20 protein-coding genes, 1 riboswitch and 1 other annotated feature are annotated in these 23,972 nt (G+C 30.0%); of the genes, 2 read left to right on the top strand and 18 right to left on the bottom strand.

Annotated elements, in window-relative coordinates; translation table 11 throughout:
* Positions 1-3: 3 nt before the first annotated feature.
* Positions 4-1,557, bottom strand: a complete 1,554-nt coding sequence (locus tag MTX53_RS02480) for a PTS transporter subunit EIIC (protein WP_244834650.1) — start codon at positions 1,555-1,557, stop codon at positions 4-6.
* Between the two features lie 293 nt (positions 1,558-1,850).
* Here MTX53_RS02480 and MTX53_RS02475 point away from each other — a divergent pair, with 293 nt between their 5' ends.
* Positions 1,851-2,600 (top strand): MurR/RpiR family transcriptional regulator, encoded by a 750-nt coding sequence (locus MTX53_RS02475; RefSeq protein WP_244834648.1) that lies wholly within the window; start codon positions 1,851-1,853, stop codon positions 2,598-2,600.
* 69 nt (positions 2,601-2,669) lie between these two features.
* On the opposite strand, the gene MTX53_RS02470 is transcribed toward MTX53_RS02475, so the two are convergent.
* From MTX53_RS02470 to rpoN, 17 genes are all read right to left on the bottom strand, one after another.
* On the bottom strand, positions 2,670-3,587 hold the full coding sequence (locus tag MTX53_RS02470; RefSeq protein WP_244834645.1) for a SufD family Fe-S cluster assembly protein: 918 nt from the start codon (positions 3,585-3,587) through the stop codon (positions 2,670-2,672).
* 2 nt (positions 3,588-3,589) lie between these two features.
* Positions 3,590-4,321, bottom strand: a complete 732-nt coding sequence (locus MTX53_RS02465; RefSeq protein ID WP_244834643.1) for an ATP-binding cassette domain-containing protein — start codon at positions 4,319-4,321, stop codon at positions 3,590-3,592.
* 268 nt (positions 4,322-4,589) lie between these two features.
* Complete coding sequence (locus MTX53_RS02460; RefSeq protein ID WP_244834460.1) at positions 4,590-5,867, bottom strand: IS110 family transposase; 1,278 nt, start codon at positions 5,865-5,867, stop codon at positions 4,590-4,592.
* A gap of 720 nt (positions 5,868-6,587) precedes the next feature.
* Positions 6,588-6,728, bottom strand: coding sequence for a clostri-philic family protein (locus MTX53_RS02455; protein WP_244834641.1), 141 nt, complete (start codon positions 6,726-6,728; stop codon positions 6,588-6,590).
* A 76-nt stretch (positions 6,729-6,804) separates the two neighbouring features.
* On the bottom strand, positions 6,805-8,217 hold the full coding sequence (locus MTX53_RS02450) for a DUF2334 domain-containing protein (RefSeq protein WP_244834640.1): 1,413 nt from the start codon (positions 8,215-8,217) through the stop codon (positions 6,805-6,807).
* A gap of 85 nt (positions 8,218-8,302) precedes the next feature.
* Positions 8,303-9,136, bottom strand: coding sequence for a prephenate dehydrogenase (locus MTX53_RS02445; protein WP_244834638.1), 834 nt, complete (start codon positions 9,134-9,136; stop codon positions 8,303-8,305).
* An 11-nt stretch (positions 9,137-9,147) separates the two neighbouring features.
* Positions 9,148-9,579 (bottom strand): type II 3-dehydroquinate dehydratase, encoded by a 432-nt coding sequence (gene aroQ / locus MTX53_RS02440; RefSeq protein WP_244834637.1) that lies wholly within the window; start codon positions 9,577-9,579, stop codon positions 9,148-9,150.
* A gap of 5 nt (positions 9,580-9,584) precedes the next feature.
* A complete protein-coding gene (locus tag MTX53_RS02435) occupies positions 9,585-10,094 on the bottom strand; it encodes a shikimate kinase (protein ID WP_244834635.1) in 510 nt (169 codons plus the stop codon).
* A gap of 2 nt (positions 10,095-10,096) precedes the next feature.
* Positions 10,097-10,906, bottom strand: a complete 810-nt coding sequence (gene aroE / locus MTX53_RS02430) for a shikimate dehydrogenase (protein ID WP_244834634.1) — start codon at positions 10,904-10,906, stop codon at positions 10,097-10,099.
* Positions 10,907-10,927: 21 nt separating this feature from the next.
* The gene (locus MTX53_RS02425; RefSeq protein ID WP_244834632.1) at positions 10,928-11,203 is read right to left on the bottom strand and encodes a chorismate mutase; all 276 of its coding nucleotides are present in this window, start codon (positions 11,201-11,203) and stop codon (positions 10,928-10,930) included.
* Between the two features lie 23 nt (positions 11,204-11,226).
* Positions 11,227-12,312: a chorismate synthase gene (gene aroC / locus MTX53_RS02420; RefSeq protein ID WP_244834630.1), complete on the bottom strand. Its 1,086-nt coding sequence runs from the start codon at positions 12,310-12,312 to the stop codon at positions 11,227-11,229.
* Complete coding sequence (gene aroA, locus MTX53_RS02415) at positions 12,290-13,585, bottom strand: 3-phosphoshikimate 1-carboxyvinyltransferase (RefSeq protein WP_244834628.1); 1,296 nt, start codon at positions 13,583-13,585, stop codon at positions 12,290-12,292. The genes aroC and aroA overlap by 23 nt, the downstream gene beginning before the upstream one ends.
* A gap of 135 nt (positions 13,586-13,720) precedes the next feature.
* Entirely contained in the window at positions 13,721-14,734 is a 1,014-nt protein-coding gene (gene aroF, locus MTX53_RS02410) for a 3-deoxy-7-phosphoheptulonate synthase (protein ID WP_244834627.1), read from the bottom strand.
* A gap of 340 nt (positions 14,735-15,074) precedes the next feature.
* Positions 15,075-16,508: a cardiolipin synthase gene (cls, locus tag MTX53_RS02405; protein ID WP_244834626.1), complete on the bottom strand. Its 1,434-nt coding sequence runs from the start codon at positions 16,506-16,508 to the stop codon at positions 15,075-15,077.
* Between the two features lie 61 nt (positions 16,509-16,569).
* Entirely contained in the window at positions 16,570-17,652 is a 1,083-nt protein-coding gene (locus tag MTX53_RS02400) for a hypothetical protein (protein ID WP_244834624.1), read from the bottom strand.
* 199 nt (positions 17,653-17,851) lie between these two features.
* On the bottom strand, positions 17,852-19,252 hold the full coding sequence (locus MTX53_RS02395; protein ID WP_244835443.1) for a sodium:alanine symporter family protein: 1,401 nt from the start codon (positions 19,250-19,252) through the stop codon (positions 17,852-17,854).
* Between the two features lie 101 nt (positions 19,253-19,353).
* Positions 19,354-19,453: riboswitch (glycine riboswitch) on the bottom strand.
* Positions 19,454-19,644: 191 nt separating this feature from the next.
* A complete protein-coding gene (gene rpoN / locus MTX53_RS02390; protein WP_244834623.1) occupies positions 19,645-20,949 on the bottom strand; it encodes an RNA polymerase factor sigma-54 in 1,305 nt (434 codons plus the stop codon).
* 140 nt (positions 20,950-21,089) lie between these two features.
* Positions 21,090-21,295 (top strand) — a binding site (T-box leader).
* A gap of 44 nt (positions 21,296-21,339) precedes the next feature.
* Between rpoN and leuS the strand changes: the two genes are divergently transcribed.
* Positions 21,340-23,790: a leucine--tRNA ligase gene (gene leuS / locus MTX53_RS02385; protein WP_244834622.1), complete on the top strand. Its 2,451-nt coding sequence runs from the start codon at positions 21,340-21,342 to the stop codon at positions 23,788-23,790.
* Positions 23,791-23,972 lie beyond the last annotated feature (182 nt).

The following is a 23,972-nucleotide window of genomic DNA, read 5'->3' as shown; positions in this document are numbered from 1 at the left end:
TATCTACTCCATTCCTAGCATATTTTGAAGTCTTGTCTTATATACATCTGCTTTACTTCCATATATAATCTGTACTCCATCACTAAGACGGACAACTCCATTTGCTCCTGTTTCTTTCCATTTATCATCGCCAGCAACTAAAGTTTTATCTTTTACAGCAACTCTAAGTCTTGTAAAACATGCATCAACATTTAAAATGTTTGCTGCTCCACCTAATCCATCAATAATAGCTGTTAGAATTTTATCATTATCAACTTTCTTTACTTCTGCTTTTTCATCTGATGTAGCATCTTCACGTCCTGGAGTTTTGTAATTAAGTTTTAATATTACAAACTTGAATGTGAAGTAGTATAAGAAGAAAAATATTATTCCTATTATTGGAATCATAATCCAGTTAGAACCTTTTCCTGACTGCATTATTCCATTAAATATAAAGCTTAAGAAAGGTCCTCCAAATGAACCAGAGCCTGGTACATTTACTTGTAGAAGATAAGTTATTAAATATGCAAGTCCTGCAAATCCTGCATGGATTGCAAATAGTACTGGTGCAACGAATAAGAATGCATATTCTAATGGTTCTGTAATACCTGTGAATATTGCTGGAATTACTGCAGCTATCATAAGTGCTTTTACTTTCATCTTATTTTCTGGTTTAGCAGTTCTGTACATTGCAAGTGCAGCTCCTGGAAGACCAAACATTGCAAATATAACTTTTCCATTCATAGTAAATCTACTTATGTTTATATCAAACATTGCTGTTTTAGATGCAAGCATAGCTTTGTAAATATTTAAAGCTCCTTCTTGCTGTACCCCATCAATAGCCATTGATCCACCAAGATTAGTGAAGAAGAATGGTGTATAAATAAAATGATGAAGTCCAAATGGTACTAATGCACGTTCACATGTTCCGTAAATTATACTTCCAAATGCACCTGTCTTATATATTAGTTCACCAATTGCTGATATTCCTGTCTGTACTTGTGGCCAGACAAATGCCATTACTACTCCTAATATAGAACATCCGATAATAGAAATCATTGGAACAAACTTTGTTCCTGAGAAGATTCCAAGAACTGGTGGAAGTTCAATATTATAAAATTTATTATGTAACCATACTACTATTAGGCCAACTATTATTCCTCCAAAAACTCCTGTATCAAGACTTGGAATTCCCATTACAAGTGCTTGTCCTGTTTTTAATGCTTTTGGATCAAGTTTACCTAATGCAGATAGTAGTGAATTCATTACATTATGCATAACTAAGAAACCAATCATTGCTGATAGAGCGGCAATTCCTTTTTCTTTCTTTGCATATCCTACTGCAACTGATACAGCGAAGATTATTGGTAAAAATGTAAATACTGTATTTCCTATCGCTTTTAAGAGATTAAAAATGAAAACTGAATTTGCTAGAAAAGGCATTGAAGCGATTACATTCGGTGATGAAAAGGCTGAACCAATTCCAACTAAAATACCTGCGATTGGAAGTATCATAACTGGAGTCATTAATACTTTCCCTAACTTTTGGAAACCTGAGAAACTAATTCTTTTTTTCATAAAATTCCCTCCTTAAGTGTTTTTGCTAACTAATATGTAAATATATGCTTTCTTACAAACATTTACTTTAAGGTCAAAAATAAATATTTTCCTAAATAAGGACTGTTAGACTATTCTTTTATCTAATGGCCATATATATTGAATATTGTAAATATTCCTGTTAACAAATATAATTATATCATAAGAATGCTTTCTGAAAAGGTTTTAAGACGAGTTAGAAAGCGGTTTACTCTATTGAATTTTTTTCATTTTATGAAAATTTTTTTATCAAATTAAGAAAGGTATGTTAAACTATGAGTTTATCTAATTTTACGCTAAATTGCAGCAACCTAAATAAGAAGGAACTTGAGATTTTAAACTACTGTATAAAGCACAGCAGTGAAATATCTTCTATAAAAATTATAGACTTAGCAACAAAACTCAAGTCATCACCTGCTAGTATTGAACGATTTTGCAAGAAGTTAAATTTCAGCGGATTTTCAGAATTCAAAGTTGCACTCAATTTCAAACTAAAAAATGATTGTGAAAAAAATGAGTACAGTTCAGATATATATTTAAATGACATAAGAAAGAGTATAGATATAATTAATCAAACTACTATTGAAAAGGTAGCAAAACTAATACATGAAAAAAACAGAATACATATATTTTCACTCGGAAACAATTCATTAATATCTACTGACTTATGCCAAAAATTTCAAAGTATAAATAAGCATTTCTTCTCATATAGTGATAGTTCTTCTATGTATATGTGCAGCAGTAATGCGAATTCTTCTGATTTAATAATTGCAATATCATCATCTGGTGAAAGAGAGCAGATACTATCTGCAATAAATGTAGCCAAAAGCAAAAATATAAAAATCATCTGCATAACAGACATAGGAAATAACACTCTATCAAAATTAAGTGACATATCACTATACATAATATCAAGCTCTTTTTTGAATCATAATATAGAAATAAAATCAAGAGCACAGCTTTTAATACTATGTGATTACATATTTTTTAAATATGTTGAACTGTTTTTAAATGATACTTTATAAAATCAGATATAAAGAAGGCTACTTATAATAAATTATTAATCTATTATAAGTAGCCTTTAAGTATACTATCTATTTAAGGAATCCATTTACTATCTGAGATTCTGCTTCTTTTTCTGTAAGACCAAGTGTCATTAACTTTATAAGCTGTTCTCCTGCAATCTTTCCTATAGCAGCTTCATGGATAAGGTTTGCTTCTACATTGTTTGCAGAAATAGTTGGAATAGCTTCAACTCTTCCATTATCCATTATTATTGCATCACACTCTGAATGGCCCATACATTTTGAATTTCCATTTATATCAGCTGAAAATCTCTGTCTTGAATCATCCTTTGCAACTGATCTTGAAATTACATTTGTACTTGAGTTTACACCATTTAAATCAACTTTAAAACTTGTCTGTGCAAATTGACTTCCATGAGTAAATATCTTCTCTTTTACTACTAATGTAGCATTATCAGCAAGTGTTCCTTCTGTGTCTCTCTTTGTTGAATCGACACCTTTTATCTGAGATGTGTCCATCTCCATATATCCGCCATCTTTTATATGCACGATAGTTTTAGGATTTAATATTTTTTCTCCTTTTCCATCGCCTTCGCCATAATGTTTTTCTATATACTTTACTTTTGCATTCTTTTCTATATAAAAAGTATGTATTCCATCATGCTCTGAATCTTGATTTCCGCAGTTATGAATTCCACATCCTGCAACAATTGTTACATCAGCATCTTCTCCTACATGAAAATCATTATAAACAAGGTCATTCATACCTGTTTTAGTAAGAATTACAGGTATATGCACACTTTTGTTTTTAGTACCAGGCTTTATATAAATATCTATTCCTGGCTCATCTTTTTTAGGCACTATCTCTATATCAGATGTTGAATTTCTCATAAGAGGCTGGCCATTTACTCTTATATTATAAGCACCTTCTGGAATCTTATGAAGATCTGAAATCTCCTCTAATAAATTTTTCTCTATATCATCCATCGTTACTTCTCTCCTTTGTAACATTTAACACTATCTGCTGCTGATAAAAGTTTTGGAAGTATCTTATCCTTGTCACCATGAACTTTTATCTGGCCGTTTTCTATAAGAATTATCTCATCTGCAATGTTTAAAATTCTTTCCTGATGAGAAATTATCATAATTGAACCGTCACTTTCTTTTCTCATTTTCTCGAATACTTCAATCATATTCTTGAAACTCCATATATCAATTCCAGCTTCAGGCTCATCAAAAATTGAAAGCTTTGTATTTCTTGCAAGAATAGTTGCTATTTCTATTCTCTTAAGCTCTCCCCCTGATAAACTTGAGTTGACTTCTCTTCTTAAATAATCTTTTGGACAAAGACCTACATCACGAAGATATGTACAGACATCTTTTTTCAAAAGATTTCTGCTTTTAGTATTTCCTGATGCTATATTTAAAAGATCTTCAACCGTAATTCCTTTAAATCTTACAGGCTGCTGAAAAGCAAAACTTATTCCCTTTTTCGCTCTTTCTGTTATATCAAGGTCAGTTATATCTTCACCATTTAATATTATTTTTCCTGAGGTTGGCTTTTTTATTCCACATATTATCTTTGCAAGAGTAGACTTACCTCCCCCATTAGGTCCTGTAATAACTATAAACTTTGAATTGTCAATTTTAAGATTTATATTTTTTAATATATCTCTATTTTCATCGTCTACTTTGAAGCAAATATCTTTTAATTCAAGCACATCTTATCGCCGTTTAAACTTAGTTTTAAACGACTATCTCCTTCCTGTATTAGATTGTATTGCATACGTCATGTATATATTTTATACTAATACTTTGTTTAAATCAAATACTAAATACAAAGGACATGCAAAGGACAAATTGTTAAAGCAATTTGGTAATAGGTCAAGAGAAAAATGAAAATAATTTTGAATAATTTTTATAAAAAAAGTCAACACTAATAGACATACAGTCTGGCGGGAATGTATGTTCGCCAAATTATGTATTAAGTTATCTATCTACACTATCTGCAGAATAGAGTTGATTTTTAGCCAGCAATCCAAAAATCAAACGAATTAATTTACGAGATGTTAACGCAAGTGCTCGTTTATGTTGATGAGTAGTAACTTCAGCGTATTTCTTTTTATAGAATTTTTCATATTCCGGAATGTGTCTTATGACACTTGTAGTAGCTTCTATAAGATAATAACGCAAATATCTGTTACCAGCTTTGCTCATAGGTGTTTTTTCAGCTTTAAAACTACCGGATTGATTTTCCTTCCATACGATACCGGCATATTTTGCAACGGTATCATTGTTAGGAAAGTTTTTTATGCTACCTAGTTCGGCGATTATACCACTAGAGTATACAGGACCAAATCCAGGGATTGACATCAAGATTTGATATTCGTTAGCATTTAAACCCTTTACAGTTTTTTCGATAGCTCTGTTAATAGTTTTTAGTTGATTTTGAAATGCCTGAATACAGTTAAAAGAACAGGCAATAGAAGTTGTAAGGGGTTCATATAAACATTTATCAAGCCGATACGAGTTTCGCGCCGCTTGCTGCAGAATTTCAACAGTAAGTTCAGGATTAGAAATTTGTTTTCGGCTTTTTTTATTTACGAAATTCACAAGCTCCTCCATGGGAGTATTTGCGATATCTTCAGTAGACAAAAATTCTGTTAATATTGATGATGCAGTTGCTCCAAATTTGTCTGAAAAAGGATGCTTTTCATCATCTAATAAAGCAAATTCACTAAATTTGAGAAATACATTTGAAAGCATATAGGTTTTTTCTCTTGTTAAGGAATTTGCTATATGAAGCCTATGTCTTGTAAGTCTTTGCAAAGCAAGATATTGAGAGCCATGCCATGGTTCGATATGTATTCTCCCAACCCTTGCAAAATCAGCAATTACAAATGAATCTATACCATCATTTTTATTGAGGTCATTAAATGATTTTTTGTAGTTAGCAATCTCCTTTGGATTTAAACAATAAACATATGGTTTATATGGCATTAATATTTCACTTGTTGATAAAAAATTAGCGATGTGAACTCCGTAAAACGAAGTAGATTCTAATCCAATTATTACAGATCTATAAATATTATTTTTTAATACATCAACAAGCATAGTTTCAAGCTGCTTTGCACCGGTCTGCGTATTCGCGACCGCTTTCATTTTAATTAAAAAATCTTGATTGAAATTTAAAGCAGAAACAACATTTTCTCGTGAACTTATATCAATTCCTACAAATAGCGTTGATAAGTAATTTATATTCTTCATAAAATCACCACCTTTCAAATATAATAAGGAAGTTAAAAAGGAATTATCCTAATTCAGAATATTAACTGAACCCTCGCGTAATCAGCATTCATCCAAACCGAAATACCTTGCTGGCGGCTACGGTAGGAGATGCAACATTTGTGTAAGCAGAATTTGATATTCTGATTAGGCAGCAAGCTTTAAAGGCAATAACATAATGTTTTGCAGGACAAATGCGGCTGTAACCTTTGTTAATTTCCATTACGGATATTTTAACATTAGGATAATTCTTTATAAATATTTTTTTGAAATATAGATTTAGAAAGCAGATAAGAATGAGTAACAAAATATCGGGAGAACTCCCATAGGAAAAAAGACACTTTCTTTATTCTATATAATAAAAATAGGTTTATAATAAGAAAATTTCTTATTACAAACCTATTATACGAGGACAAATGACAAAGTAGGTGGCAATTCCTACGGAATTTCAATTTATTGTATTTTGCGATTCTCGCAAAATACTCGAAGGTTTCGCCTGAAGCGAAAGCTCATATATTTTAGTTTCTGCGACTGAGCAGAAACTTCCTAATTTGTCATTTGTCATTTGTGCTTTGTCCTTTGGATTAAGGTTTTCGCAAAAAATAAAGCTTCCGCCTGAAGCGAAAGCTCAATAAATTCTACGTTTCTGCGATTTTGAGCAGAAACATCCTGATTTGTCATTTGTCCTTTGTCCTTTGTCCTTTAGTCCATGTCTTCTCCATTAAAATTTTGAAAATGGGACTTCACATTTTTATCTCCAACATTATTTTGCATCTCGTGAAGTTTCTGCCTTCTTTTGCCTTTCTGCATTGGATTGTTTATACATGGTCTTCCTTTTTTCATAAACAAACACTCCCTTCACTTTTTAGTTTCCCTCTGCAAAATAAAAAGATACTCGCAAATAAAAACCAATCTTGTCCTATTCTTCCTCGTCTTCTGTTTTCAATTCATCTATGTGAATTGTTGTATACCCATTATCTTCAATCGCTCTTACTATCTTCTTTAAAGGTGACTTTTCATCATATTTTATATTCATCTTATTATTAGAAAGAGAATAATCTATATAATCAAGCTCAATCGATGGATGATAGTAAAGTGCATGAAGTTTATCTTGATCATCATCTTTAAATCCATCTAAGATCTCAGACATATCATTAACATCTTTAACACGTCCTAAAGGTGCAGGAACGTATAAATTATTTGTATCTGTCTTATAAATATTTTGATTATGCTCCCAATCATAAGGTTCAAATGAATATTGGAAAAATTTATTTACAACACTCTTTTGAAGATATGTTGAACTATAATGAGGGCTTTCAAAAAATGTATATGGAATATTAAGTGCTGATGCAGTGTTTATAGAATTTTTAAGTATTCTTTCAACATCTTCTTTAGTATTATTAATATCCTTCGACATTTCTTCACCTGATATACTCTTTGTATCTCCATCTTGGTGAGTATATCCATGAATTCCTATTTGTCCACCTTTATTTATAATATAGTCAAGTACATCTATAAATCCTACATTTGTAATGTTCTGTATAGTAAGCAGATCATTGTCTATATTTTCAGAAGGATCTACAAATCTTGGAACCCAGCCTACATGGAATTTTATATTGTTATTATAAAGAAAATTTACCATTATCTTAGTCTTTGTCTGATTCTTTGATGATGTGTTTGTATCTCCACATCCAAAATCTTCAAGCCTTATAAGCGCAACTTTCTGATCAGGCATAAATTTGAGCTTTGTCTGCTTTTCAATATCGTTATCCTGCTTAGGCACATTTTGTATAAGAGATATGCTCTTATTATCAAAATCAAATACAGCAAAAAGATTAAAAATCTGTTCAATATCTGAAATAGCTATAAATTTATGCTTTCCTTGAGTTAATAACTTTCCTCTTAACTGTCTTGTTGTAAGACCATCATTATATGTATCATCATTTAATATTATTTCTTGTCCATCTTTACTTAAAAGAACTGAACTATCTTCTTTTATCATATTATATTTAAGTTTATTACATATAACATTTAAAGGAATATAGTACCTCTGCGATTTAAGAAGTATTTTTTTAAGTTTTAATTTTTCTCCAAAAAGTGATATAGATACATCATTAATTTTAGAAACATTAGTATCCTCAAATTTTAACTCTGGAGTATAATATTTACTAAAACTATCTGTCGGAAGCATACTAGAATATATTTTATTGTTAATAATCGTTATATTCTTCTCATAAAGCAAAGTGCAACGCAGTGCTGTTACTGCACAAACTGCAAATACTACTATACACGATGTAATAACTATAATTTTTTTTGAAATATTTTTTGACATTATCTTCACCTTCATTAAAATATTACTATTCCACAATAAAATATACAATCATTTTATGGCAATTTTATGACATATCATAACAATATTATAATTTTTCTCTTCTTTTAGTTGATTTTATAAAAAGTTTCTTTAAAGCATCTTTATCATCTTTTTTAATAGCGTCTTTTAGTTTATTAAGTTCGATTTCAAAATTATCAATTGAATTTAAAAGATTATCTTTATTTCCAATAAAAAGTTCTGACCATAAGTCTTCATTTATATTAGCTATTCTTGTTAAGTCTCTATAGCTATCTCCAATAAATTTCCCAGTATCTCTTCCTTCTTTATCGCTGTTAATAAGCGCTACTGCGATTGAATGTGGGAGCTGACTTGTATAGCTTATAAGTTCATCATGCTCCTTAGGTGTAATCTTTTTTACACTTTTAAAACCAAGCTTAAAGGCTAAATTTTCTATTTTATCAATATTTTCAGATTTATTTATTTCTATAGGAGTTATTATATAGTTTGCCCCTTTAAATACATTACTACTCGCAAAATCTATTCCTTTTTTTTCTCTTCCTGCCATTGGATGGCCAAAAACAAAGTCTATATTTTTGGGAAGAAGTTTTACTATATTATCAATAAAAGGTCTCTTTATTCCTGTTGCATCAGTTATAACTGCTCCTTCTTTAAAATTATTTTTATTATCCTTTATAAACTTTTCAATAAGTTCAGGATAAAGAGCAATTATTACAAGATCACATGAATTTAAGATATCTTTTCCATCTTGATATCCTTTTTTTATTATTTTTAAATCTTCTGCTTTTTTTAAAGTTACCTTATCTATATCAATTCCGTATACATCACAAAACCCTGCCTCTTTTAACGCCATTGCAAACGATCCGCCTACAACCCCAAGACCTGTAACAGCAATTTTCATTTTATTTCCCCCTATTTATTCATTTCTAATGCTTTCATCGCAAGAATATATCCATTTTCACCAAACCCGCATAACTGTCCTATACATGCAGGTGCAGTAACTGATTTTCTTCTAAAATCTTCTCTCTTATGTATATTAGATAAATGTACTTCAACTGTATCTATATTTATTCCTTTTATAGCATCATGGATTGCATAGCTATAATGCGTATACGCTCCTGGATTAATTACTATTCCATCATACTTTTCATAATATGCCTTCTGGAGCTCATCTATTATTTCTCCTTCACAGTTGCTCTGAAAAAGAGTAACCTCATGCCCCATTTTTTCTCCTTCTGACTTTATAAATTTACAAATCTCATCATAAGAACGTGTTCCATAAATTTGTTTTTCTCTTACCCCTACCATATTTATATTAGGTCCATTAATTACAAGTATCTTCATATATATTACGCCTCTTTTACTTTTACTATTGCTTTTTTTAATTTGCTTATTATCTTATTTATTGTCCCATCATTTTTTACAATTACATCAGAATAATTGACATATAAATTATAACGCTCTTTATATAGATTTACTATTTTTTCTCTTCCTTCTTTAAGCAGCGGTCTTTTATCTATATCAACATCATTAATTAAAATATCAAGTGGTCTATCAATGAAAATCACAATACTATTTTCTCTAAATACATCAATATTTGATTTTCTCTTAATTGCTCCTCCACCTGTTGATATGATTGTGTTTTTAGATAATGAAAGTTTTTTGCACGCACTACTCTCTAAGTCTCTAAAATACTCTTCACCTTTTTCAAATAATTTTGGTATACTTGTGCCCGATTCTTTTTCTATATAATCATCCATATCTATAAAATCCATGTTAAGATATTTGGCTACTATCTTTCCTACTGTACTTTTCCCGCATCCTGGCATTCCTATAAGTAAAACATTACTTTTTTTCATAATTAAAACCTATCCTTAAACTTCTTATAAAGATTTTCTACATAAGAATCACTAAATTCTTTTTCCTGCCATATCTCTTCAGATTTAATAGCCTGACCTATTAGCATTGTCATACCGCCATAAACCTTTTTATTAAGTTTTTTTCCAATCTTTAAGAATTCAGTTTCTGCTGGATTATATACAATATCAATAAGCACATCAAAATTACGTATTATGTCCTCATCAACTACGCTTTTACCGCAGTTTGGATACATTCCTACAGGAGTTGTATTTATTAAAACTTTTCCTTTAATATCTGAAATTTCATCATACGTTTTAAGTATTACTCTATTATCATCAAAATCATTTTCAGTATTCTTTCTTCTTGAAATTAAATATACTTTTTCTATATTATTATCTAAAAGATATGTAATTACAGCTTTACATGCCCCACCATTTCCAAGAACCATTGCTGTTTTTTTATCTATATCTATATTATTCTTCCTTATTATATCGCTAAATCCAAAGTAATCTGTATTATATCCATAAAGCTTTCCGTCTTTAAGGCAGACTGTATTCACAGCTTTTATTTTCTTAGCTTCGTCAGATATAAAATCAAGATATTTCATTATCTCAACTTTATAAGGAATTGTTACATTAGCTCCCTTTATCTTTAATGCTTTAAGTCCTAAAACTGCATCTTTAAGATTTTCCTTTTCTACTTCAAAAAGCTTATATGCACCTTCAATATTGCAGATTTTAAAAAAAGTATTATGTATTTCAGGTGAAAGGCTATGCCCTAATTTCTCACCAAAAAGTCCATAAAAGTCCATAATATATCCCCCTTTTTACTGCTACTTTTTATCTATTTTCCTATGCTCTATACCCTTAGCTATATCCATAAGAGATACATAGAATTTTTTGATATCAGCTTCATAATCTTTATTATGAAGTCTATCTATATTCTTTCTTATTACTTCATCTTCCCTCTTTGAATCTGTAACAGGAATTGAATTCTTCTTTTTATATTCTGATACTTTAAGAACAATCTCCATTCTCTCTTCAAATAGTTCTGTAAGTTTTTTATCTATTTCATCAATTTTTACTCTAAGATTATTTATATCTGACATCTAAAAATTCCACCTCTAAATTATTATTTATTTAATAAAATCTGATCTAAAATACCGATTGCAGTAACTGCTTCAATTACTGGAACTGCTCTTTGTACAATACATGGGTCATGTCTTCCTTCTACTTCAAGATATGAGTCTTTGTTTGTACTTATATCTACAGTCCTCTGTTTTTTTGCAATTGAAGGAGTAGGTTTTATCGCTACTTTAAATAGTATCGGCATTCCATTTGTTATGCCTCCTAATATTCCCCCATTATTATTAGTATATGTTTTAACTTTTCCATCATTATCATAATAATATTCATCATTTGCATTAGAACCATGCATCTTAGCCATTTCAAAACCAAGACCAAACTCAACACCTTTTACTGCAGGAACAGAGAATAAAAGATGTGAAAGAGTTGATTCTATAGAATCAAAAAATGGATCTCCTACTCCTGGTTTTATCCCGATTACAGATGTTTCGATAATTCCACCTACTGAATCTAAATTATTTTTAGCTTCAATAATTTCATTTCTCATTTTTTCTTCTTTATCAGAGCTTAAAAGAGGAAGTTCAGACAATGAAAGCTTTTTTAAAAGTTCTTTTGTAAGTTCTACTTCATTAAAACTTTTGTCAGCTACACTTCCAATGCTCTTAATATGAGCACCTACTGTGATTTTCTCTTTTTCTAATATTTGTTTTGCTATAGCTCCTGCAAATACGAGTGGAGCAGTAATTCTTCCTGAGAAATGTCCTCCTCCTCTATAATCGTTAAACCCTTTATACTTAACAAAACCTGTATAATCTGCATGACCAGGTCTCATAAGATCTTTAAGCTTTCCATAATCTTTTGAATGCTGGTCACTATTTCGTATTATCGCACAAAGAGGTGTTCCTGTTGTTTTTCCTTCAAAAAATCCACTTAATATTTCAGGAGTATCGCTTTCATTTCGCTTAGTTGAAAGAGCACTTTTTCCTGGCGCTCTTCTTGCCATCTCTTTTAAAATTTCTTCATAAGAAAGTTCTATACCAGATGGAAGGCCATCTATAGTAATTCCTATAGCGACCCCATGCGATTCCCCAAAAATTGATATTTTTAATTTATTTCCTATCATTCCACTCATTAATACAACCCCCAAGACTTATATAATCTTTCCAAAAATCTGGATAAGATTTTGATACACATTCATAATCTTTTATTACTATCTGCTCACTGCATACTGTAGCTGCAACTGCAAGAGTCATTGCAATTCTATGATCTTTATGACTCCATACTGTAGTTCCTCCTTTTAAAGATGAAACCCCATTTATTATAAGTCCGTCTTCTGTTTCTTTAATATCAGCCCCAAGTTTATTTAATTCTTCAGTTACAGCCTTTAATCTATCACATTCTTTTATTCTTAATCTTTCTGCATTTATTATCTTAGATTTTCCTTCTGAAAGAGCACATACAAGTGCTAAAACAGGAATTATATCAGGACACTGTGAACCATCAATGACAGTTCCTTTTAAAGTGCCACTTACTTTTCCTATTAAAGATGAATCTTTATAAGAAAACTTAACTCCCATTCTCTCTAAAACATCTATAACTTCCTTGTCTCCTTGAAGTGAATCTTTAGAAAGATCATCTGCATATACTTCATTATTTAATGCATCAGCACAGAGGTAAAATGCAGCTTGTGAATAATCTGCTTCAACTTTATAATCTTTATTTTTGTATTTTTGATTTCCTTTTATTATAAATTCTTTATAATCATTGTTTACAATAGTAACTCCAAAATCTTTTATAGCTTTTAAAGTCATATCTATGTAACCTTTTGATTCCATGTTAGTTGTTATCTCTATTTTTGAATCTCCATCTAAAAGTGGAAGAACAAAAAGAAGTCCTGTTATAAATTGAGAACTTATGTCTCCTCTTACTTTAAATATACCGCTTTTAAGCTGTCCTTCTGTTTTTAAATCAAGAACGCCTTCTTTATGAGAATACTTTATATTTTGTAAATCAAATATATCATAATATGTTTTAAGCGGCCTTTTTCCTAAATTTCCTCTTCCTATAAACTTAGTTTTTCCATATCTCATAAGTGCTATAGGTACAATAAATCTTAAAGTTGAACCTGATTCATTACAATCTATAACTACTTCTTTATCGCCTAATTCTGAATCTTTAGATATACCTTTTATATAAAGTGTATCTTCTTTGACACTCGCCTTTGCACCAAGCTTTATCATAGAATCTAATGTTGCCTTAATATCATCTGAAAAATCTACATTTTTAATTATGCTCTCGCCTTCAGATAATGCTGCACAGATTATTGCTCTATGAGCCATGCTTTTTGATGGTGGAACTTTAACTTCACCCTTTAACTTTTGTGGATTAATTTTATATTCTCCCATTTTTCACCCCATATTAATTAAAAAATTCGGTATCTGCATCGTAAATTTATAAGCTATAAGCCTCTTTTATGATATAGATTCTCTTTATTAACATTACTACAAAACTATGCTATATTGCAAGATTATTTCTTAATTTTAGATTTCTCTTCCAACAGCGTTTGCTATTACTTTTAATTCATTAAATATCTTTTCGTATCTAGCAGGTTTTATTGATTGTGCACCATCACATAAAGCATTAGCAGGATCGTTATGAACTTCAATTATAAGTCCATCTGCACCAACAGCTACAGCAGCTTTTGCAAGAGGTTCTACCATCCAGTACTTTCCTGTTGCATGGCTTGGATCTACGATTACTGGGAGATGACTTAATTTTTTAATTGCAGGAATTGCACTTAAATCAAGAGTGTTTCTTGTGTAAGTTTCAAATGTTCTTATTCCTCTTTCACATAATATTACTTTTTCATTTCCGCCTGCCATTATATATTCAGCACTCATTAAAAGTTCTTCTATTGTTGCAGATAATCCTCTCTTTAATAAAATTGGCTTATCTATCTTTCCAAGCTCTTTTAAAAGTTCAAAGTTCTGCATATTTCTTGCACCGACTTGAATTACATCAACATCTTCTACGAATCTTTCTATATCGTATGGGCTCATAATTTCAGTTACAATTGGAAGACCTGTTTCTTTTCTAGCTTCTTTTAAAAGATTTAATCCTTCGTATTCTAATCCTTGGAAGCTGTATGGTGAAGTCCTTGGCTTGAATGCTCCTCCTCTTAAGAATCCTGCACCTATCTTTTTAACATCCTCTGCTATTGAAACTATCTGATCTCTTGTTTCAACAGAACAAGGTCCTGCAATCATTGCTATCTTCTTTCCACCAATTTTTTGTCCCATTATATCTATTACTGTATCATCAGGGTGGAATAATCTATTTGCTTTTTTGAAAGGTTCTTGAACGTGCATAACCTTCTCAACTACTCTATTTGATTCTATCTGTCCTGCATCAACTGTGCTTGTATCTCCAATAAGTCCAATAATATTCGTTTCTGCACCGTGAACTATGTTTACCTTTAATCCTTTCTTTTCAATCTGAGCTACGAGTTTTTTAATTTCATTTTTGTCCGCATTTTTGTTAAGTATTATTATCATTTTTTCTTCCTCCTAATTTTTATGTTTTTTATAAAAAAAAGACTCACTATATAAATATAATGAGTCTTAAATATATACTATAAAATAAATTTAATCTTATTTCCTTACAATTTTCATAATAAAGGATCACTCATTAAAAATTCATATTCAGTTTTTTTGCAGAAAAAATAGCCAGCGCAATAATAATAGCCCCAGAACATAAAATAAAAGACATTATAAAATTTTTCTACTAAAACTGATATTTTTTTAATGTTAGATTCCATTTATCTTTTTCCTTTCTGAAAATAATCTTGTTATTATTATATCAAATAAATAACATATGTCAAATTTTTTAACGCTTTTATAAAATTGGCGATAAAAGCCTAACAAGAGATTCTTGTATCCTAAGAAGCCTACTTCTCTTATTATATATATCAATCGTAATTTCTGTTGAATTTTCAATATCTTTAAAAAATTGATCTTCCATATTTATTGAAACTCTATCATCATAAATGACTGCGTTAACTTCAAAATTAAGCTTAAAACTTCGTATATCAAGGTTTGCAGTTCCAACACTTGAAATTATGCTGTCAGAAACTATTGTTTTCGCATGTATAAAACCATTCTCATAGCTGTAGATTCTTACTCCAGCATTTAGAAGGTCTCCTATATATGAACTTGCTGCCCATTTCATAAAGAAATGATCAGGATTTCCAGGTATAATAATACGTACATCTACTCCTGAAAGTGCTGATATCTTTAAAGTTTCAAGCATGGTTATATCTGGTACAAGATATGGAGTCTCAAGATATAGATTTTTTTTAGCATTATTTATAATCTTAAGATAGGAATTTCTTATATATTCTTCATTGTGGTCAGGACCACTTGTTACGATCTGAATTCCTGTGTCCCCTACAATGTCTATATCCTTATTAAAATAATTTTCATATTTATCTATCTTCTCTCCTGATGCATAGCACCAATCAAGCAAAAATCTCTCACTTAAATCACTTACAGCCTCTCCTTGAATTCTTACATGAGTATCTCTCCAAAAGCCTATTTTAGGATCTTTTCCTATATACTCATCTCCAATATTAAAGCCTCCTACATAGCCATATTTTCCATCTATTACAACTATTTTTCTATGATTTCTATAATTTATTCGTGTATTTATATGAGGAAATATTCCTGGGAAAAATATAGAAAACTTTCCTCCTGCATTTAAATATTCTTTAAGACTTTTTCTAGTTAATTTATAAGAACCCATACTATCAACAAGAATTCTTACTTCAAGACCTTCTCTAGCCTTTTTTGTAAGTTCATCTATAATCTCTAAACCTAGATTATCTCTTCTAAAAATATAATATTCTACATGAATAAATTTTTTAGCATTTTTTATATCCGATATAAGTTGTTTAAATTTTCTTTTTCCATCATAAAACAACCTTACATTATTGTTTATTGTATAAAGAGAGCCATTGTTTCTATAATTCATTCTTCTTAAATCAATATACTTAAAACCACCATCATGACTATGATTTATACTGTAAAATTTTGAATTAGGTTTTATCCTTCTTATCTCATCTATTTTTGTTTTCTCTTTAAAAAGCTTCTGACGACTTAAATTCTGTCCTAAAAGAAGATATATTATAAATCCAAGCCCAGGCATCAAAATCATTATAAAAAGCCATGCCCATGTTGTGGGTGGATCTCTTCTTTCTATAAAAATAAGAGAAAGAGAAAAAATAATATTAAGTACAACTGTTATAAGAACTAAGATAAGTAATATAAACACATTAACTCTCCTTTTTATACTATAACGTTTTTATATATTATACTAATATATGAATTTTATTTCAAATATCAATTATTTTCTCAAGTTTAATTATTCCGTATTTAGTAACTATCGATTTATTTTTAATAGCATTTTTTATGATAAACTTATCAATTCTTATTTCTAATGATAATTTATCTATACTTATTTTTTTTATTTTATCTTTACCATACATAAAATATTCTTCCTGCGAGTTTCCAATATATTTTAATATATTATATAATATTCTTCGTCTATTTTTTATATCGCGTATAATATCATAAGCCATATTTATTTCATCTTCTACTTCATAATATTTTTTATTAAAATTCTTTTTTCTCGTCTTTAAAACCTTTTCATAGGACTTATTTATGCTAAGGGACGGAACCGAATCATCATTCATAACAATATTAATTTTTCCATTAACAAATTTCATTTCTGCATCTGGTATTATAAAACTTGCTTCTTTACATGTATAAAAGCCTCTTGATGGTTTTGGTTCAAGAGTTTTTATGAATTCCACATATTTTTTTACTTCACTACTTTTAATTGAAAGATCTTTTGCTATTAAATCAAATCTTCCACTTCCTACATCTGAAAGGTGATATTTTACTATCTTTTTTATTTTATCATTATTAACGCCAAGTTTTTTCATCTGAATAAGAAGACACTCTTTAAGATTTCTTGCTCCAATACCATACGGTTTAAGTGACTGAATTATATCTAAAGATTTTTTTAAAATATCTAAAGGTATACCAATTTCCATATTTATATCTGTAAGTTTCACATCAAGATATCCATTTCCATTTAATAGCTTTACTATATATTTACATGATTTTAAATATCTTTTATCAAGATTAAGTTCTCTAAGTTGATCAATTAAAAATTTCTTAAGTGATCTATGCTGTTCTAAAAAAAGGTATGGTTTAATATTAATCTCTTTCTCTTTAGCTGATACATTCTCTTTTTCATATATTTCAAGTGCGGGATTATTAATATACTCTAAATTAACGTATACTTTTAAATCATACATAGACATCTTGAGTATTTTAATTGACTGCTTTATTTTTGCAGAAAAATTCCTTTTCTCTATTTTGTCTAGTTCTATTTGTGATTCTAATTCCATGCCGCTCCTCCGTAAACAGTACTTTTTATTTACACTATAGTATATTATTTACTTACTTAATTTAATAACCTAAAAATAAAAAAAGGCATGCATAAGATTTATCGTATCAAAAATTATAATAGCAAGAATAAATGTATAAAAAAGGAGCATGCCGATAGCAATTTTTAATTGCTAGTACGACAGCTCCATGTTTTTTATTCTATGCTTCTAAAATTTCAGTATCGTTTTTTTCATCTTTAAGTTCTTTAAAGAACTTTTCAGTTTCACTTATTATTACTTTTCTAAGTCCAATAAGTCCGATAAGGTTTGGAATAGCCATACATCCATTTACTATATCTGCTACTGTAAATATTAGCTCTAATGATAAAAATGGTCCTATAGCAACAAGAATTATGTATATTATTTTATATGGTTTTATAGACTTTGTTCCAAGTAAATACTGGATACATTTTTCTCCATAATAGTTCCATCCAAGTATTGTTGTAAATGCAAAGAATAAAAGTCCTATATTAACAATGTATTTTCCAAAAATTGCAACGGGTATACCAGCTTCAAATGCTGCTGTTGTAAGTCCTGCTCCTTCAATTGTAGCACCAACTTCAAACACTCCTGTAGTGCCGCTTGTTAATACTATTACAAGTCCAGTCATTGTACAAACTATTATTGTATCAAAGAATGTTCCTGTCATAGAAATAAGTCCCTGTTTTGCAGGTGATTTAATTTTTGCTGCGGCTGCTGCTATTGGTGCACTACCAAGTCCTGATTCATTTGAGAATACTCCTCTTGCAACACCACTTTTTATAGCTACTGAAATTAATGTACCAGAAAGTGCTCCTCCTACTGCCTGTGGGTTAAACGCACTTCTTATTATTAAAGAAACTGCAGACGGAACGTTTGAAATGTTAAATAAAATTACAACAAAAGCACCAAGTACATAAGCAATTGCCATAAATGGAACCATCTTTTCTGCAACTTTTGATATTCTCTTTATTCCTCCAAGAGTAACAAGTGCAACTAGTAGCGTAACTACAACTGCTGTAAATATCTTAGGTATATTAAAAGTTTCAGCTGCTGCTGAAATAGAATTTACCTGAGTAAATGTTCCTATTCCAAAAAAGGCAACTCCTATTCCAAAAAACGCAAATAATTTTGCAAGCCACTTCATTCCAAGACCGTTTTGTATATAATACATAGGTCCTCCACACATTTCTCCGTTTTCACCTTTAACTCTGTATTTAACTGCAAGAAGTGATTCCGAATACTTAGTTGCAATTCCAAAAAAGGCTGCAATCCACATCCAAAAAAGAGCTCCAGGTCCTCCGAGTTTTATTGCTGTTGCAACTCCTACGATATTACCTGTACCTATTGTAGCTGAAAGTGCTGTACATAAAGCTGCAAAGCTTGATACATCACCATTTTCTTCATCAGTTTTTCTACTGTCTTTTCCGAATACGTATTTTAAAGCAAGTGGAAGTTTGAAAATTTGTAGAAGTTTAAGACGAAGTGTAAGATACACACCTGTCCCTACTAATAGAATTAATAGCGGCGGTCCCCATATAAAATCATCTATTGCACCAAAAAAAGACTGTGCAGATGACATTATGCTCGCTGATAAAAATGAATTTGTTAGTGTCATAAAAAAATATCCCCCTAAAATTTATTTTGGAGGAGAATAGAAAGCGAACGCTTCTTAAAAATAGCTTCCTATCCTCTGTCCTTTTACCTGAGAGTTTCAGCATATAAAAAATATGCCTTGCTCCTTCGGCGCTTAGAAAACCTAAGTCTCTCCAGAGTTTCGTCCAGAAACGGTCCATCGACCTGAAAGATTTGCTTCTTCGGTGTATTACAAAATAATAACTCTCCCGCTTCCTTCACACGAACATTAGTATTAATTTTCTATTTAAAATTATATATGCATTTTAAATTTTTTTCAAGTGTTTCTGTTAAATAATTAACATTATGATAAAAAACAATGCATATTTTTGTTAAATATTATACTCTTTTTCTTTCATGGGAAGATTTTATCAAAAGCTGCTCCCTGTATTTTGTAACCGCTCTTCTTGATATTTTTATATTTTCCTTTTTTAGTATATCTGCTATTTTTTGATCCGAAAAAGGCTTCTTTATATCTTCTGAATCTATAATGTCCTTTATTCTATTCTTTATACTATTTTTAGATAAATCAGCTTTGTTATTAAAACCTTGTGCAAACAAATATTTTATTCTTATTGTTCCAAATTCAGTCAAAATATATTTATCTTTAATAGCCCTACTTACAGTAGATTCATTCATACCTATAGTATCTGATACATCTACTAAATTGAGTGGTTTTATGTATTTTTTTCCTTTTTTAAAAAAGTCTCTCTGCTTTTTTAAAAGACATTCTAATATCTTATAAACTGTTGTCTTTCTATCATCTATCGCTTTCATTAAAAAAAATGCTTTATTAAGATTCTTTTTTATGTATTTTTTTGTCTCATTATTTTCTTTTTCATTCAAAATACTTTTATAAGTTTCGTTTATTGATAAATGCGGAATAAGAGAATCGTTCATTATTATTATCAAATTTCCATCTAAATTTTTTATTTTCGCATCTGGAATTACAAATTCTGTTTCATCACCCGTGTAAAATCCTCTTGCAGGTTTTGGCTCCAGCTTTTTTATCATGTCAGAATATCTTTGAACATCTTTTTCTGATATCAAAAGGTTTTCTGAAATCGGTTTGAATTTAGATTTTGATATATCTTCAAGATAATTATTTATTATCTTTCTCATATTTTCATCACATATTAATAATTTTTCTGCTTGAATTATTAAACACTCTTTTATGCTGCGAGCTCCAATTCCAAAAGGCTCAAGATTTTGAACTATTTTTAAAGCATGTAAAACTTCATCCTTACTTCTTTTTGTTTTTTCTGCTATTTCTTCTAAAGATGTTTTTAAATAGCCATCACTATTTATTGAATCTATTATGTATATGCAAATTTTTCTATATGTTTTCTCTATGTTTTCCTCATATATCTGTTCATATAGATATTCAGACAACGATTTCTTTTTTTCTATAAAATTAAATGGTGACACATATTCATCCGTTATTTTTTCTGACATCTTCATGAAATCATCATTTTTTTTATAATTTTCATCTATCTCTATTACAGGATTTTCCTGAAATTCAGCATCTATTTTTTCGCTTAAATCATACATTGACATTTGAAGAATTTCTATCTTCTGTTTCATCTTAGGTGTAAGAGTAAGTTTCTGTTTCTGGACTATTTTCATATCAAAAGATAAATCCATTTTTTATCCCCCTTGTTCATATATTTACCCTTCCATATTATATCAAAATATACAATATTTCAATTATTATGTATTTTAAAAAATATAATAAATAATTTGACTTTTGTTATTACATTAATATATAATATGGTTAAATTTAATATAAAGCTATGATTAGAAGTAGTAATATTCTAAAATAGTTTCAGAGAGCCGGTATAATGCTGTGAGCCGGTACTATTATTATATGAACTTATCTTATGAGCTTACTTGCAAAACAAGTACGGTAATACCGTTAAAATTTTTTAAGTGGGAAGATTTTTCTTCTAAATTAGAGTGGTACCACGGAAATTACGCTTTCGTCTCTTCAATTATGAGATGAAAGCTTTTTTTATATTATAGGAGGTTTTTTAAATGGAAAAATACGGAACTAATATTGATGCTAAATGGCAGAAAATATGGGAAGAAAACAAAACTTATAAGTTTGATCCTAGTAAATTAGACAAAAAATTATATACTCTTGAAATGTTCTCATACCCATCAGGAGCTCAGCTTCATGCAGGACATTGGTTTAATTATGCACCTGCTGATACATGGGCAAGATTTAAGAGAATGCATGGATACAATGTATTTCAACCAATGGGCTTTGATGCTTTCGGACTTCCTGCTGAAAACTATGCAATAAAAACAGGAATTCATCCAAAAGATTCAACTCTTAAAAACATTGATACAATGGAAAAACAGTTAAAATCAATGGGTGCAATGTTCAACTGGGAAAATGAAGTTATAACATGTATGCCTGAATATTATAAATGGACTCAATGGTTATTTCTTCAATTATATAAACATAATCTTGCATACAGAAAAAATGCACCTGTAAACTGGTGTCCTTCATGTAACACAGTTCTTGCAAATGAACAGGTTGTTGATGGATGCTGTGAAAGATGTGGAACAGAAGTTGTACGAAAAGATCTTACTCAGTGGTTCTTTAAAATAACTGATTATGCAGATGAACTTATAGATAAACTTGATACTTTAGACTGGCCAGAAAAAACTAAAGCAATGCAGAAACATTGGATTGGACGTTCTTATGGTGCAGAAGTTAAATTTAAAGTTAAAGATTCAGATTTAGATTTTTCAGTATTTACAACAAGAGCAGATACATTAAACGGAGTTACATATGTAGTTCTTGCTCCAGAAAATAAATTAGTAGACAAATTAACTACTGACGAAAATAAAAAATCTGTCGAAGATTATAAAGTATATGCTGCAAAACAGTCAGAAATAGAAAGACAATCTATAACTAAAGAAAAAAGCGGTGTATTTACTGGTTCTTATGCTATAAATCCTATAAACGGACGTGAAGTTCCAATATGGATTTCAGATTACGTTCTTTCTACATATGGTACAGGATGCGTTATGGCTGTTCCTGCTCATGATGAAAGAGATTTTGCATTTGCTACAAAATTTAATCTTCCAATAGAAAGAGTAATAACAAATAAAGACCATACTGATCCTGAGCTTCCTTATTGTGAACATGGATATTTAGTTAATTCAGGAAAATTTGATGGACTTGAAACTACAGAAGCTAAGAAAAAATTAATTGAAGAACTTGAAAAAGAGAAAAACGGAAAGATGAAAGTAAATTATAGACTTCGTGACTGGCTCGTTTCAAGACAAAGATACTGGGGAGCACCTATTCCTGTTATACACTGTGATCACTGTGGAATAGTTCCTGTACCTGAAGATCAATTACCAGTTGAGCTTCCATATGATGTTGAATTTACTCCTGATGGAAAATCACCTCTTAGTAAGTCAGAGAAATTTATGAATACAACTTGTCCTGTTTGTGGAAGACCTGCAAAAAGAGATCCTGATACACTTGATACATTTGTATGTTCTTCATGGTATTACTTAAGATATCCTGATAACAAAAATGCTGATATGCCTTTTGATCCTGAAATAATAAACAAGATGCTTCCAGTAGATAAATATGTAGGTGGACCAGAACATGCATGTATGCATTTATTATATGCAAGATTTGTAACTAAAGCTTTAAGAGATATGGGATACTTAAAATTTGATGAACCATTCTTAAGTTTAAGACATCAAGGCTTAATTCTTGGACCAGACGGACTTAAAATGAGTAAATCAAAAGGAAATACAATTTCACCTGATAAATATATAAAGATGTATGGTGCTGATGTATTTAGAATGTACCTTGAATTTGGTTTTGCATATTCAGAAGGTGGTGCATGGAGCGATGATGGAATTAAATCAATTTCTAAGTTCGTTGACAGAATGGAAAGAATTATTGAATCTTGCAAAGAATTAATTGATCAAAATAAAGGAAAAAATGATTCAATCTCATCTGATGAAAAAGAATTAAACTACTGGAGAAATTCAAGCATAAAAGGATGCGGCGAAGATGCTGAGAAGATGCAATTTAACACATCAATCGCAAGAATAATGGAATTTGTAAATTCATTAAATAAATATACTCAATCAAAGAATATAAACGCATCACTACTTACTGATACCGTTAATGATCTTATAAAGATATTAGCACCATTTGCACCTCATTTTTCAGAAGAAATGTGGAATCTTATGGGACATAATACATCAATCTTTAATGAAAAATGGCCTGACTTTGATAAAAAAGCACTTGTTAAAGATGAAGTTGAAATTGCAATTCAGGTAAACGGAAAAATAAAATCAAAAGTAACTATTGCGTCAGATGCATCTGAAGATGAAATAAAAGAAATTTCTCTTAAAGATGAAAATATAGTTAAAGCTACAGAAGGAAAGAATATAGTTAAAGTTATTGTAATAAAAGGAAGACTTGTTAATATAGTTGCAAAATAATTTCAAATGACAAACTTTCAAAGGACAAATGACAAATGAGGTGGAAATTCCGCAGGAATTTCAATTTATGGTTTTTTGCGTTTTTACGCAAAAAATAAGCTTTCGCCTGAACGCGAAAGCTCATATATTTTAGTTTCTGCGACTTTGAGCAGAAACTTCCCTCTTTGTCCTTTGTCCTTTGT

Source organism: Clostridium sp. BJN0001 (assembly GCF_022869825.1).
Lineage (GTDB): Bacteria > Bacillota > Clostridia > Clostridiales > Clostridiaceae > Clostridium.
The sequence above is the reverse complement of the archived record's forward strand: the minus strand, read 5'-3'. Positions and strand labels throughout refer to the sequence as shown.